Annotated in this window: 12 protein-coding genes and 1 tRNA gene; 9 read left to right on the forward strand and 4 right to left on the reverse strand. The window is 63.0% G+C overall.

Annotated features, from left to right (window positions below; translation table 11 throughout):
• Nucleotides 1-208: 208 nt before the first annotated feature.
• The 4 genes from M1D78_RS08080 to M1D78_RS08095 all read left to right on the forward strand — a co-directional run bounded on the left by M1D78_RS08080 (nucleotide 209) and on the right by M1D78_RS08095 (nucleotide 3,319).
• Nucleotides 209-285: transfer RNA gene (locus tag M1D78_RS08080), tRNA-Asp, on the forward strand.
• Nucleotides 286-691: 406 nt separating this feature from the next.
• Nucleotides 692-2,131, forward strand: a complete 1,440-nt coding sequence (locus M1D78_RS08085; protein ID WP_437419738.1) for a cytochrome ubiquinol oxidase subunit I — start codon at nucleotides 692-694, stop codon at nucleotides 2,129-2,131.
• A 3-nt stretch (nucleotides 2,132-2,134) separates the two neighbouring features.
• A complete protein-coding gene (cydB, locus tag M1D78_RS08090; protein ID WP_437419737.1) occupies nucleotides 2,135-3,142 on the forward strand; it encodes a cytochrome d ubiquinol oxidase subunit II in 1,008 nt (335 codons plus the stop codon).
• Nucleotides 3,143-3,160: 18 nt separating this feature from the next.
• Nucleotides 3,161-3,319 (forward strand): DUF2474 domain-containing protein, encoded by a 159-nt coding sequence (locus tag M1D78_RS08095; protein WP_437419736.1) that lies wholly within the window; start codon nucleotides 3,161-3,163, stop codon nucleotides 3,317-3,319.
• Between the two features lie 262 nt (nucleotides 3,320-3,581).
• On the opposite strand, the gene M1D78_RS08100 is transcribed toward M1D78_RS08095, so the two are convergent.
• Both M1D78_RS08100 and M1D78_RS08105 read right to left on the reverse strand, forming a co-directional pair.
• Entirely contained in the window at nucleotides 3,582-4,625 is a 1,044-nt protein-coding gene (locus M1D78_RS08100) for an AraC family transcriptional regulator (RefSeq protein WP_437419735.1), read from the reverse strand.
• Complete coding sequence (locus tag M1D78_RS08105; protein ID WP_437419734.1) at nucleotides 4,622-5,629, reverse strand: carbon-nitrogen hydrolase family protein; 1,008 nt, start codon at nucleotides 5,627-5,629, stop codon at nucleotides 4,622-4,624. Before M1D78_RS08105 ends, M1D78_RS08100 begins: the two co-directional genes overlap by 4 nt.
• Nucleotides 5,630-5,845: 216 nt before the next feature.
• Between M1D78_RS08105 and M1D78_RS08110 the strand changes: the two genes are divergently transcribed.
• The 5 genes from M1D78_RS08110 to M1D78_RS08130 all read left to right on the forward strand — a co-directional run bounded on the left by M1D78_RS08110 (nucleotide 5,846) and on the right by M1D78_RS08130 (nucleotide 11,950).
• The gene (locus tag M1D78_RS08110) at nucleotides 5,846-7,876 is read left to right on the forward strand and encodes an oxidoreductase (protein ID WP_437419733.1); all 2,031 of its coding nucleotides are present in this window, start codon (nucleotides 5,846-5,848) and stop codon (nucleotides 7,874-7,876) included.
• A 98-nt stretch (nucleotides 7,877-7,974) separates the two neighbouring features.
• A complete protein-coding gene (locus M1D78_RS08115) occupies nucleotides 7,975-8,346 on the forward strand; it encodes a nuclear transport factor 2 family protein (RefSeq protein WP_437420368.1) in 372 nt (123 codons plus the stop codon).
• Between the two features lie 166 nt (nucleotides 8,347-8,512).
• Nucleotides 8,513-9,874 (forward strand): chromosome partitioning protein ParA, encoded by a 1,362-nt coding sequence (locus M1D78_RS08120; protein WP_437419732.1) that lies wholly within the window; start codon nucleotides 8,513-8,515, stop codon nucleotides 9,872-9,874.
• A 54-nt stretch (nucleotides 9,875-9,928) separates the two neighbouring features.
• A complete protein-coding gene (locus M1D78_RS08125) occupies nucleotides 9,929-10,822 on the forward strand; it encodes a 1-aminocyclopropane-1-carboxylate deaminase/D-cysteine desulfhydrase (RefSeq protein WP_437419731.1) in 894 nt (297 codons plus the stop codon).
• A 24-nt stretch (nucleotides 10,823-10,846) separates the two neighbouring features.
• A complete protein-coding gene (locus tag M1D78_RS08130; protein WP_437419730.1) occupies nucleotides 10,847-11,950 on the forward strand; it encodes a cyclic nucleotide-binding domain-containing protein in 1,104 nt (367 codons plus the stop codon).
• Here M1D78_RS08130 and chrA read toward each other — a convergent pair whose 3' ends face one another.
• Nucleotides 11,951-13,162: a chromate efflux transporter gene (chrA, locus tag M1D78_RS08135; protein WP_437419729.1), complete on the reverse strand. Its 1,212-nt coding sequence runs from the start codon at nucleotides 13,160-13,162 to the stop codon at nucleotides 11,951-11,953. It lies immediately after the preceding gene.
• Between the two features lie 60 nt (nucleotides 13,163-13,222).
• Nucleotides 13,223-14,170, reverse strand: coding sequence for a DUF1853 family protein (locus M1D78_RS08140; RefSeq protein ID WP_437419728.1), 948 nt, complete (start codon nucleotides 14,168-14,170; stop codon nucleotides 13,223-13,225).
• Nucleotides 14,171-14,255 lie beyond the last annotated feature (85 nt).

Consider the following 14,255-nt stretch of genomic DNA (forward strand, 5'->3'; position numbering starts at 1 on the left):
CTGTTTTTCAGGCAAAAGGTGCCCAGCGGTTGGCCGAATTACTGGCGCGGTTGCAAGGTGCCGGCATTTCTACGAAAAAAATGTTGCAACCTGTTGACTTGCCGGGGGTGGGTGCGTAAATTGCGCGCCTCGCAGGGCGAACGGCCATTATCCGAAAGGAAAAAGCCAGATCATAGCCTTGTGATTCGGACGCAAGTCCGGCCGACGCGCAGCGGTAGTTCAGTCGGTTAGAATACCGGCCTGTCACGCCGGGGGTCGCGGGTTCGAGTCCCGTCCGCTGCGCCATATCTGCTTCCGATGGAAGCCTCGCTAAAAGCGGCCTCAGGGCCGCTTTTTTCGTTCCGGCGGTTTATCCGCCTTGCCTGTAGCACCGCGCCGGTCCAGTGCGCCAGGTTCTTCCGGACACCTAACTAAACAGTGCGGCCCGATCGCCACGCGGGCGTCGCCTGCGCGACAACCTAGCTAACCCATGTGCCCAAGTCGGCGCCATGCTAGCGTCTCGCTGACCGATGTAGCGGCTGGCTTGCAGCCTGCGTTTTTGCTCTCTCACAACAAGCTTGATCCAGGTCATTTCGCCTTGCCTGCGTCATCTGGTAGCGCGCCAGGTGCGCACCCTTGGGTTTTAATGCTGTCACTAATGCGTGACTAATTAACAAGCCAGGTGCAAGCGGCTGCTGACGAGGGGTAGTGAATGTTCGGTTTGGAAGCTCTCGAGCTTGCGCGGATCCAGTTCGCTTTTACCATTTCCTTCCACATCATTTTTCCGGCGATCACCATCGGGCTGGCAAGCTTCTTGGCGGTGCTGGAAGGTTTGTGGCTGAAGACCAAACGCCAGGTCTACCGTGACCTTTATCACTTCTGGTTAAAGATATTTGCGGTCAACTTCGGGATGGGCGTGGTGTCGGGCATCGTCATGGCTTACCAATTCGGGACCAACTGGAGCGCCTATTCGGAGTTCGCCGGCAGCGTGACGGGGCCCTTGCTGGCCTACGAGGTCCTGACGGCGTTCTTTCTTGAGGCGGGCTTCCTTGGCGTCATGCTGTTCGGCTGGAACCGGGTCGGGCCGGGGCTGCATTTCTTTTCCACGTTGATGGTGGCGGTCGGCACCCTGATTTCGACCTTCTGGATTCTCGCCTCGAATAGTTGGATGCACACGCCTCAAGGGCACGAGATCATCGACGGCGTGGTGGTTCCGGTCGACTGGCTGGCGATCATCTTCAATCCCTCGTTTCCCTATCGCCTGACGCACATGGCGATCGCCGCGTTCCTGGCGACGGCCTTCATGGTGGGTGCCTCCGCGGCCTGGCACTTGCTTCGAGGCAACGACAACCCGGCGGTCCGCAAGATGTTTTCAATGGCCATGTGGATGGCACTGATCGTCGCGCCGATCCAGGCAGTGGTCGGTGACTTCCACGGGCTGAATACCCTCGAACACCAACCGGCGAAAATCGCGGCGATGGAAGGTCATTGGGACAACAGTTCCGGCGAGGCGACGCCTTTGCTGCTCTTCGGCTGGCCTGACATGGAGCGCGAGGAAACACGGTACAAGGTGGAAATCCCCTACCTTGGCAGCCTGATCCTCAAGCACAGCCTGACCGAGCAGGTGCCCGCGTTAAACGAGTTCCCTGCCGAAGACCGCCCCAACGCCACGATTGTGTTCTGGACCTTCCGGATCATGGTTGCGTTGGGCCTGTTGATGATCCTGACCGGCTTCTGGAGCCTTTGGCTGCGGCGCGGCGGTCGGCTTTACCGGACCCGGCCGTTCCTGCGTCTGGCCTTGTTGATGGGGCCGTCCGGCATACTGGCGATCCTCGCGGGTTGGTTCACGACCGAGATAGGCCGACAGCCCTGGGTCGTCTATGGCGTGATGCGCACCGCCGATGCCGTGTCCAACCACAGCGCCGAACAGCTTGGCCTCACACTAGCGCTCTTCGTGCTGATCTACTTCGCGGTGTTCGGTATCGGCTTCGTCTATGTGCTGCGGCTGATTGCCAAAGGCCCGATTATCAACGAAGGCAACGAGAAGGGCGCGGGTGGCCCTGGTGAGAAGCGCACCCCGATGCGGCCGCTGTCGGCAGCCGACGAGGCGATCCCTCATGATCATGGTGACGAACTGGGCGAGAGGAACTGAGCAATGGGCATCGATCTTTCGCTGATCTGGGCGATCATCATCATCTTCGGAATCATGATGTACGTGGTCATGGATGGTTTCGATCTGGGCATCGGTATTCTCTTTCCATTCCTGGCCGACACCTCCGAGCGCGACGTGGCGATGAATACCGTCGCGCCGATCTGGGACGGTAACGAAACCTGGCTGGTACTTGGCGGGGCCGGATTGTTCGCCGCGTTTCCCTTGGCCTATTCGGTGGTGCTCTCGGCGCTGTACCTCCCGATCATTTTCATGCTGATGGGTTTGATCTTTCGCGGTGTGGCCTTCGAGTTCCGTTTCAAGGCTAGCGCGAATCGCCAGCACATCTGGGACAAAGCATTCGTCGGTGGTTCGCTTGCGGCGACCTTCTTTCAGGGCGTGGCCCTGGGGGCGTTTATCCATGGTTTTCCGGTCGAGGATCGCGCCTATGCAGGCGGCGCACTGGACTGGCTGACGCCGTTTTCGGTGTTTTGCGGACTGGCGCTGATCGTTGCCTACGCCTTGTTGGGTTGCACCTGGCTGATTATGAAAACCGCAGGCGACTTGCAAAAGCGCATGCATGACATCGGCATTCCGCTGGTTTGGGCCGTGCTTGCGGTCACCGGGATCGTCAGCATCTGGACGCCTCTGACCCACCCCGACATTGCCGAGCGTTGGTTCAGCATGCCTAACCTGCTGTTGTTCATGCCAGTACCCATCCTGGTACTGGTTTGTACGTTCGGGCTTCTGCGGTCGATCGCCCGTTACGCGCATTACTCACCGTTCCTGTTTACGCTGGCGCTGATTTTCCTGGGCTACAGCGGGCTGGGGATCAGCCTCTGGCCGAATATCATTCCGCCCTCGGTGAGCATCTGGGAGGCTGCCGCGCCGCCACAAAGCCAGGGTTTTGCCGTCGTGGGCGCGTTGCTGATCATTCCGTTGATCCTGGTGTACACCGCCTGGAGCTACTACGTTTTCCGCGGCAAGGTCAGCGTCGAAGACGGGTACCACTGAGGTTGCATGGAGCGCGCCATGAAAAACGAGCCCAATGATGGTGCACAGAAGCCAAAGCCCCTTTGGCAACGGATGACGTGGTTGGTGGTTATCTGGTCGGCCAGTGTGCTGACACTTGGCGTCGTGGCCTGGCTGCTGCGGCAATTCATGACTGCCGCCGGTCTGGCCACGCCCTAGCCGAATTCGCCCGAGGTCGCGCCGCCTGCGGGTGCGGCGATCGGGCGCGTTGCGACTTCCTCAACCGAGCGCTATTTCTCGATCCTAACGTGGCGGGTTCATGTGCTGGTCATGTGAACGCGTTAGCGTCATGGCACGGTCTTTGTAGCGATCGGGTCGACAATCGAGAGGAGACGCCAATGGACGATTATCAAGACGAAATCCTCGAATGGCATGCCACCGAGCAGGACGGCCCGGAGCCGGCTGACGATGCCTTCGAGCTTTAGACGTCGCGCCGTTGCGCGCGTCTGTACTCACCGGGTGTCTGGCCGCACCAGCGTTTGAACGCTCGTTGAAACGCCTCGGCTGACGAGAACCCGAGCAGCCACGCGATTTCCCCAAACGCCGATTCGGTGTCCCTGATATAGGCCATTGCCAGGTCGCGCCGGGTGTCATTGACGATGGCGCGATAGGTGGTGCCTTCTTCTTCCAGCTTGCGCCGCAGCGTCCAGGGTGGCAGCTGCAGGCGCGCGGCGACTAGATTGAGGTCCGGCTCCTGGCCCTTGAGCATCGGCCCGAGCAATTGCGCGACGCGCTCGCGCAAGCTGCGGGTGCGGGTGCGCTGGTCCAGTTCGGCTTCGCACAGCGCCAACAGCTGCCGCCAGGTTCCGGGGCAATGTTCGGGATTACGCAATGCCAGCGAGGCCTGATCGAGGCGTAGCTGGTTATGTTCGGCGCCAAACTCGACGCCGAGGCCGAAGAAAGCTTCGTAGCGGGCGGCATGGGCAGGGCGGGCGAATTCGATGTGCACCGCTGCGGGAATGAACGGTTGGCAGGCGATTGCGCCCAGCTGGGAAAGCCAGCTGGCCAATACCGTATCGACGACAAAGCGGTTGTAACTGTTATAGGGGCTGATCGAATAGAAGCGCAGCCAGGCGCCCGTGGTGTCTTCCTGAAAACTGGAGCTACCCCGGTAGTTCGATGCGTAGAGCGGTTCGAAGCGGACGAGCGTGCGCGCGGCCTCACGCACGGTCGGCGCCTGGGCGGCCGTGACGCCGACCAGCCCGAGATGACCAGGTTTGCGCAGCCGGCCCATGTCCAGGCCAAGCCCGGGTTCGCCGGCCAACTGAATGGCGGCGTGGCCAAGGCGCATGTAGCGGGGGATGGACAATCGCGCCTGTGGCTCGGCGAGCCGCGCCTGGTCCAAGCCGTAAGCGAGTAACAATGGTTGCGGATCGATTCGCCGTTCTTCCAGGGCGCTGGCCAGGCTGTGCACGAAGCCGACGGAAAGGTCGCCTAAGCGCACCTTCTGGTGAGATGGCCTCACTGTGGCGGCAACCAGAGGTTGGTAATACGTACCGGCTCGCTGTGCAGGTGCCGCGTCGGGCGGCGAGGTGAGCCGACGAGGTTCCACGGCAAACCGAGGGTGCTGACGCTGAGTGTCGGTAATCCGCTTGCGCTGGGATCCCCGGGAGGGCAGGGCGGCGGCAGGGTCTGTCCCGCGCCGATGATGACGGCCAGCTGGGCGTTGTTGGCGGGCATGCCGCGGTAGCCATCACAGCCGATCAACACGGCCAGGCGGCCGGCTGGCGTCTGGATCGGTGCGTTGGCCGCCTCCGTCGGCGCTTCGCTGTAGCGTCGCTCGTAACGGCTCAGGTTCAGCTTGTACTGCAGCGGCGCCAGAGGCGCGCCGTCTGGCGCGAAGGTAACGCTCACCTGTCGCAGCGGGCCGCTTCCGGCCAGAAGGCGCCCGTCTTTGAGCCGTGGCTCGGGAAGCACGATGGAGCCGGCAACGAGAGTAACGCCGTAGCGCCTGGCCAGGTCGCCGAAGACATCCTGATAGTCGCGTGCCATCTGCCGGGCCTTGATCTTCAGGACGGCTTCGGTACGGCGATCGCTGCCTTGGTGATCGAGCAGCGCGCGCAAATAGTCCCAAGGGTTGCTCAAGGCCATCCACTGCATCGCGTCGCGTAGCGTCCGGGCTTGCTGCACCTCCGGCTTCTCGTCCGTAGCGAATAGCCCAGTGCCCACGTGTTCCGGAAGCGCCACGACGGTATGGGCATTGAGTAGCCCTGCGTCCCTCGCTTGGTCAAGGTAGGTGGCGAAGCGCAATCGCAGGCGCTCTGCGTCCTGGTAGTCGGCCGGCAGCAGGCGGGTTTCGATCGCCACCAGGTTGCCGGCGCCACCGGGATGGCCCTGGCTCTCGATGGGCAGCGTACGCAGGTCGGACAGCAACGGGCCGCCAGGCCTTTCTCCAGTCCAGTCGAGATAGAGAATCAAGGCGGCGAGCGCAATCAGCGCAAGGGCGAAAAATTTACTGTGCGTGGGCATAGGCAGCTAAGGGCTAGGACGGCCCAGAGTAGACAGTAACCTCTGGAATGCCAAGCGGTTTTGTACGACAGGGTCAGGTGGTTGTTAGTTTCGATCATTGAGCGAGCCGCGCCGGCTGTTTATCGTCTTGGCATTCGGACCGTGCTCGACAGAGGCGCGGCCATAGACCGCTGAATGCTTGCACGTGCTTCGTGCCGCCTGACTCGAGGATTGACCATGACCGCCTTTCCCCATCTGCTTGCCCCGTTGGACCTGGGCTTCACCACTTTGCGCAATCGCACCTTGATGGGCTCGATGCACACCGGCCTGGAGGAGATGCCCAATGGCTTCGAGCGTATGGCGGCCTTCTTTGCGGAACGCGCGCGGGGCGGGGTCGGGCTGATCGTTACCGGTGGCGTGGGACCCAACGAGGAAGGTTCGGTACGCGCCGGGGCTGCAAAACTTTCAACCGCGGCGGAAGCCGAGGAGCATCGGATCGTCACCCAAGCGGTTCATGAAGCGGGCGGCAAGATCTGCATGCAGATCCTGCATGCAGGGCGCTACGCCTACAGCCCACAACTGGTAGCGCCGAGCGCCATCCAGGCGCCGATCAATCCCTTCACGCCGCGCGAACTGGACGAGGCGGGCATCGAGAAGCAGATCGGCGACTTCGTCAATTGCGCGAGCCTGGCCAAGCAGGCCGGGTACGACGGCGTCGAAATCATGGGTTCGGAAGGGTATTTCATCAACCAGTTCCTGGTCGCGCATACCAATCACCGAGACGACCGCTGGGGTGGAAGCTACGAAAACCGGATGCGCCTGCCGGTCGAGATCGTCAGTCGGGTGCGAGAGGCAGTGGGCACGGATTTCATCATCATCTACCGGCTGTCCATGCTCGATCTCATCGAGGGTGGCAGCACCTGGGAGGAGGTGGTGCTGCTGGCCAAGGCGATCGAGCGTGCCGGTGCGACCTTGATCAATACCGGTATCGGTTGGCACGAAGCGCGGATTCCGACGATCGCCACCAAGGTGCCACGCGCCGCCTTCACCAAGGTCACCGCCAAGCTGCGCGGCGAGGTGAGCATCCCGTTGGTCACGACCAACCGCATCAACACGCCAGAAATTGCCGAGCAGGTGCTGGCCGAGGGCGACGCGGATGTGGTCTCGATGGCGCGCCCGTTTCTGGCTGATCCTGATTTCGTCAACAAGGCCGCCGCCGGTCGTAGCGACACTATCAATACCTGTATCGGTTGCAATCAGGCCTGCCTCGACCACACCTTTAGCGGCAAGCTCACCACCTGCCTGGTAAACCCGCGGGCCTGCTACGAAACCGAGCTGAACTACATCCCGACCACCCAGGTGAAGAAGATTGCTGTGGTAGGTGCTGGTCCGGCAGGCCTGGCGGCGGCCACGGTAGCGGCAGAGCGTGGCCATGAGGTGACGTTGTTCGATTCGGCGAGCGAAATCGGCGGCCAGTTCAACGTCGCCAAGTGCGTTCCCGGGAAGGAGGAGTTCTACGAAACGTTGCGCTATTTCGAGCACAAGGTGCGCGACACTGGTGTGACGCTCCGGCTGAACACCCGGATCGGGGCGGCGGAACTGCTGGCCGGCGGTTTCGACGAAATCGTGCTCGCCACCGGTATTGCGCCCCGCACGCCGGACATTCCGGGCATCGAGCACCCGATGGTCATCAGCTACCTGGATGCCATTCTGCAGCGCAAGCCGGTGGGGCCGCGCGTTGCGGTCATCGGCGCGGGCGGCATCGGTTTCGATGTATCGGAGTTCATCACCCACGACGGCCAGTCGACCAGCCTTGACCGCGAAGCGTTCTGGAAGGAGTGGGGCATCGACCTGGGGTTGCAGGCGCGTGGCGGCATCGCCGGTATCAAGCCTGCTCCGCATGCACCGGCGCGACAGGTTTACCTCCTGCAACGCAAGAAGAGCAAGGTGGGTAACGGGCTTGGCAAAACCACCGGCTGGATTCACCGCACCGGCCTGAAAAACAAGCATGTGCAGATGATCAGTTCCGTGGAGTATCTGCACATCGATGATCAGGGGCTGCACGTCCGCGTGGCCTCGGGAGAACCGCAGGTGCTGCCCGTCGATACCGTGATCGTCTGCGCCGGTCAGGATCCTCTTCGCGAGTTGCAGGGTGAACTCGAGGCAGCAGGCCGCACGGTGCACCTGATCGGCGGAGCCGACGTCGCGGCTGAGCTCGATGCCAAGCGTGCCATCAATCAGGGCTCGCGCCTGGCGGCCGAACTCTGATCATCGGCGCCCCACACCGGGGCGCTTTACCCGAGGGACTAGCCATGAATGCACCATCGGAACCTGCGATCGCCCGAAGCTTGCAATGCTGGCACCAGATGGTCGAAGCGCGGCGGTTGGATCGTCTGCCCGAGTTGCTGCACCCCGAAGTAGTGTTCCGCTCGCCCATGGCGCATACGCCTTACGCGGGCGCGCCGACAGTTCAACTCATCCTCTCCACCGTGCTTGGCGTGTTTGAAGATTTCGCCTATCACCGGGAGCTTTTCAGCGAGGACGGCACCAGCGTAGTCCTCGAGTTCAGCGCCAGGGTTGGTGAGCGGCAGCTCAAGGGCATCGACCTGATTCGCTTCGATCAACACGGCGCCATCGTCGAGTTCGAGGTCATGGTGCGCCCTATGAGTGCGCTGCAAGCCCTGGGCGCTGAAATGGGACAACGGCTGGCGCCTCTCCTGTCCGCGAGCAAAAACTGAGCAGCCAACCCGGTCACAAATTCCCGGCACGAGCACCGTGCGGATTTGCCGCCGCCGGATCGGCTGCCAACCCAATCACATTGCCCGTTCGTCTTTTTCCCCTACACTTGCCGCCACACAGCGCAGTTCGGGTGCGCTACGAGATCAGCCGTGAAGGATGCCGAGCATGCAGATCAAGCCGCAGACGGTCGAGGCCGTACTGTTTTTCAACGACAGCGGTATCTGCAAGGAAATGCTCTACCCCGAATTCGAAGCCATGTTGGACGGGCTCGTTTGCATGCCAGAGTTCGCCGACCAGCAGATGCGCGTCGCTTATGTCCTGGTCAATGCCCGGCTGCAAATCCGCGCCGCGGTGTTCTTCTATCTCGATTTCAACGACGACGGCTCGGCCGACAGCGGCTGGAACATTCCGCTGCGCAGTCTGGCCGAACGCACCGGCCGTGGCCCTGACCTGGGTGCTGGGCCCATTCGCCTGGCATGCCGCAGCCAGTGTCCTGTCTCCTGGCATCAGATGCACCTTTGGGACCCGCAGATGACCCAAGGTGCCAATCACTTCGTCATGCTGCGTGACCGCATCAAGCGCAACCAGCTTGGCTTGCTGGTCGAGGACGAAGTGCCGGCGCCAGTACCGACCGAGCGACTGCAAATGGTGGCTGAGGACACTTGGTATGCAACCGACACAGGCAAGGATGTTGCGACGCGCCGGGCCGAAAAACTCGAGCAGGAGCAACGCCTCAAGGCGGCACAGTTAATTAAGCAGCAGCGCCTGCGCATCGCTAATCTCGAGCAGGCCCGCGAACTTGAAAGTACGAAGCTGAGAGAACTGGCTGCGCAGCAGCAGGCACGCCTGGAAGAGGTGATCGCCTCGCTACGCGCAGAGCTGACCCAACAGGAACGCTTCGCCGACGAGTTGCGCGAGCAGCTGACGGCGCAGGCCGAAGGCTTCCAGAAGACCCGTGAAGAAATGAGCCGCCAGCTTCGCGCGCTGGAGCAAAACAGCCGTGCTGAAGCCGAGGCCGCGCGCGAGCGCTTTGTCGAGGACCTGCAAGTGCAAGTCGACGCTGCGGTTGCCGAATACAAGGAGCAGGTCGCCATCCGTGACGTCGAGCTGGCTTACCGCAACGAACTCGACACCCAGCTGCAGGAAGAAATCGAACAGTTGCAAAAGCGCTGCGAAGCCTTGGCCGAACAGAGCGGCGAGCGAACGCTCGAGGCCCTGTCACGAATCGGCGTGCTGTTCATGGCGTATCACCCTGGCGCTGGGCATCTCACCATTCCACTGCAAGACATGGCGCGCTATCAAAGCAACCCGCTGGCCTACGCGGCGACGAAATGCGGCGTGTCCGAAGAGCAGTACCGTCAGTGGGTTCAGCATTTCCAGCAGCCGACCTGCGTCGCCTCGCTTCCCAGCGGAGAGCGTTGCAGCATGCCGCTGGACAAGGTCGACGCACCGTCGCGTTTCGTCGTTGGCGAATCCAATTGCTGTGCTCGCCATCGTACGCTCGACCGCCTACGTACCGGCAGCTGACATTCCCCCATCTTGTCATTCGACATTTCCACTCCACCCTTGGAGCCGCTCCGCTTGGGCTGGCTTGACGAAGCCGGCGTCCAGGTGGCGGTGCTGCGGCTCGATCAGGTCGATCCACTGCTCTCCGGCAATAAAGGGTACAAGCTCGCCCACCACCTTGAGGCGGCGCGCTCAGCGGGCGCCACGGGGCTGATCAGTCTCGGCGGCGCGCACTCCAATCATCTTCACGCCCTTGCTGCCGCAGGCCAGCGCTTTGGGTTCGCAACCATCGGCCTGCTGCGGGGCGAGCCGCAAGTCACCCCGACGACCGACGATCTCCAGCACTTCGGCATGACCCTGCACTGGCTCGGCTATGGCGGTTACCGCGCCCGCCACCAGGCTAATTTCTTTGACGCTTGGCGACTGCGCTATCCAGGCCTCTACTGCATTCCCGAAGGAGGGGGCGGGCTACCAGGCGCACGAGGCTGCGCACCCCTGGTGGCCTTGGCCGAGGTGCAGCTGCCGCGCCTCGGCTGGGCCGATCACCAGGGCTGGTGGCTTGCGGCTGGCACCGGAACCACCGTGGCCGGTTTGGTGATTGGCGAGGCCGCGAGTACGCGGCGGCCGGTCTTCGGCGCGCTCGCCGGGCCTGCATCGCACCAGCTTGATGATGCCGTTCGGCAACTGGTGAACGAAGCCGGCGTCGATGCCGGGCCCTACCACCTGCTCGACGCCAGCCGCGGTGGCTTCGCGCGCTTCGACGCCGGGCTTGCCCGGTTCATGTTCGAGACCGAAGCTGAAAGCGGCCTACCGTTGGAACCGGTCTACACCGCCAAAGCGATGATGGCATTGCGCCTTCATGTCGAGGCCGGGTATTTTGTCCGCGGTACGCGGCTCGTTTTCGTGCACACCGGGGGCCTCCAGGGTAGGAGAGCTGCCCTGCCACGCCTGAACGAACTGCTGCGCTGATCCAACGCTCTGTGGAATACATGGATGAACAAGTCGCTGCTCGCAGACCAGGTACGTACTTTTTTCCCGCTCAATGCGCTGGCGCCGAGGCAGCTTCAGCAGCTGCGTGATCAACTGGCGCCCCGGAGGTTGGCTCGTCATGAAGCCCTCTTCGAAGGCGACGCCGGTACGGAGACGAGCTATTTCCTGGTAAGCGGTGCGCTGGTGGTGCAGGGCGCTGACGGCGAGCGCATCCTGGCAGCGGGTTCGCCGGAAAGCGGTTGCGCGATCGTGCCAGGCGTTACGCTGAGGCGGGCCGTCGCCGCAGAGGAATCGAGTGTGCTGCAAGTCGACAGCCAACTGCTCGACGGCCTGGTCGCACGGCAGCAAGCGGACGCCGACCTGCTGCTCGAACTCGCAACGGCAGGTGAGCTGACCGAATGGCTCGAGGAGTTGCTCGACAATCCGCTGTTTGCCAAGGTCCCCGTCGAGAACGTTCGTCAGATGCTTGGAAGGCTCCACGAGATCGAATTGCCCGCCGGCTACGTCCTGCTGAAGGAAGGCGAGGCCGGTGACTGCTGCTACTTCCTCAAGCGCGGCCGGGCAGAGGTGATTACCGGCCTGGGCAGCCAGCGCCAAGTGGTGGCGGAGCTGGCCGTCGGTGCCTGCTTCGGCGAAGAGGCGCTGCTTACCGAGGCTCCACGCAACGCTACCGTTTCGCTGCTCGAGGATGGGACAGTACTGCGCCTGGCTCGCCAGGACTTCATCGCGTTGTTGCAGGAGCCGGTAGTCGCTGAAGTCGGCTTGCATGATGCCGAAGCGCTGATCGAGCAAGGGGCGCAATGGCTGGACGTTCGCCTGACCGACGAGTACGAGCGTGGGCACGCGGCGCGTTCGCTGAATATGCCGTTGCATCTGCTGCGCCTGAAGACCCGCCTGCTGGCGTCCGACCGGGTGTACCTGTGCTATTGCGACAGCGGCAAGCGCAGCGCCAACGGGGTCTTCCTGCTGACCCAGTTGGGGTTCGCTGCCTACCACCTGCGTGGTGGCTTGAACGCACTTGGGCCTGAGCAGCTCAACGTCTTTCTATGCGAGCGGGGTAGTGGATACCTGGCTCGCTCCGGCGGGCGGACCGAGCGCAGTGGCTGATTAGACGCCGGGCAGAAGCCAGCCGAGCAGCCCCCCACCGAGCACGACCAGCCACGGTGGCATTTTCCAGGAAACCAAAGCGGCCAGCGCCAGCAAGGCGAGCGCGAAGTCGGTAGCGTCGTGGATGGCGCTGGTCCAAACCGGGTCGTACAGCGCCGCCAGAAGCAGCCCGACCACCGCCGCGTTGACACCTGCAAGCGCGCTCTGCAGGCTTCGGTTCGCGCTCAGGCGAGCCCAGAAGGGAAGCACACCCATCACCAACAGGAACGAGGGCGCGAACACCGCCACCAGGCAGGCCGCTGCATAAAGCGGGCTTCCACCGACCATCGCCCCGCCGAGAAATGCCGAGAAGGTGAACAACGGCCCGGGCACTGCCTGCGCAGCGCCGTAGCCGGCCATGAAGGTGTCCTGGCTGACCCAGCCGCTCGGTACTACCTCGGCTTCCAGCATGGGAAGCACGACGTGCCCGCCGCCGAACACCAGCGCGCCGACACGATAGAACGTGTCGAGAAGCGCGATCAGCGGCGCGTCCGATGCCGCAGCCAGTACCGGCAGTATCAACAGCAAGCCGAAGAACGCCGCCAAAAGCAACGCGCCCGTGGTCCGGCCGATGCGCGGGGCAATGGTCAGCCGCGCCGCGTCCTTGCCCGGCCGGAACAGCGCAAGCCCTAGCAACCCGGCGATCAGGATGACGCCGAGTTGTGCCCAAGCGGCCGGTAATAGCAATGTCAACATTGCCGCCACCACCGCTATACCGACGCGGATGCCGTCGCTACAAAAGCTGCGAGCCATGCCCCAAACCGCTTGCGCTACCACGGCGACGGCGACGATCTTCAGGCCGTGCAGCAGGCCACTGGCCATGGCGTTATCCCAGCTTGTCAGGCCCAGCGCGAACAGCGTCAGTGCGATGGCCGAGGGCAAAGTAAAACCCGCCCAGGCTGCGAATGCTCCTGCTTTACCGCCGCGCAGCAGGCCGAGGGCGATGCCGACTTGGCTGCTCGCAGGCCCAGGTAGGAATTGGCAAAGGGCAACCAGCTCTGCGTAGCTGCGCTCGTCCAGCCAGCCGCGCCGGGTGACAAAGGCGTCTCGAAAGTAGCCTAGGTGCGCCACTGGCCCGCCAAAGGACGTCAGGCCGAGCCGCAGGAAGATCAGAAAGATGCGCCAAGAGCTGTCGGTACGTCCAGGAGGACAAGAGGTGGCTGGATCGGTCATGTAAAGGTTGTCAGCGTCAATGGGACTAGACCGCGCAGTATCGTCGCTATGGATGACAGTTCAAGCGTCGCCGCCGGTGCTCTCCGGCCAGGTATCGGGGACGACGAAACACCGCTCCTGCTCGATCCAGTAACCGTCGGCCGTCTCGACGAGCCTGACGATCAGTCGTGCCTGGTTACGCCGGGCAAACGCTTCGTGCCAGCGCTGCCAGTCGTCCGTACCGCTCAGCTGTTCTGCTTCGAACCGTGCCGGGGCCAGCCAGGCGGGCCTTGCCAGGGGTTGCCAGCAGGCCTGCTCGGCATCGCCCGAAGCGAGCCAATGCTGATAGCGAATCCAGCTGCCGCCGAGGTGGTCTGGATTCGCGCCTTCAGGCAGTTCGCCGAGATGGAACATCGGTCGGAACAGGTAGCCACCGAGCCACAGCGCGCTTGCGATGTCGCGGCAGGTCAGCTCGCAGAGCAGCGCACGGGCCTCGAGCGTGTCGCACAGGCGCAGTTGATGGGCGCAAAGTCGTTCCAGTTTGATGTCCAGCCGGTCGTGGCTGCCGGGGCCCAGCCAGTGGTCGTGACGGCGCCGCTCACCCGTGTCCTGGCCGAGATAGAACTTGACCGCCAGTTCGACATGATGAACGCCCTCGTCGTCACGCAGGATCAGGTCCAGCTCGCCTAGTGTCTGACCGCCATTGCGGATCGGCAGGTTGGCGACCAACAGTTCGACATCGGGCGCCTGGCTTACCGCAAATTGCCAGAGGCGCTCGTAGTACAGGCCAAGGCGGCGGATGCTGTGCTGCGCGAGCCAGGCCAGAAGCAGATCGGGGCGACGATCGAGCGACAGCAGCCAGTCGGCCAGGCCATCGGGCCGCATCGCCCAGTGACTGGCAGCCAGCGGATGCCGCTGCGGTGCGGGCACCTGGCTAAGCATGGGCGGCGACAGGACCGTCCAGGCAAGATCCCGCACTTGCGGGTGCGCGAGGATCGGCATCAGTTCGTCGAGTCGGGGGAGTGTCATGAGAGCAGCATAGCCGAGGATGGTTTGCTGCCACTTCCGGCTTTCGCCCATAATCGCGCAGCCGCAGCCTCGCGCGGCCTGGCAC

Source organism: Pseudomonas sp. SA195, assembly GCF_054131565.1.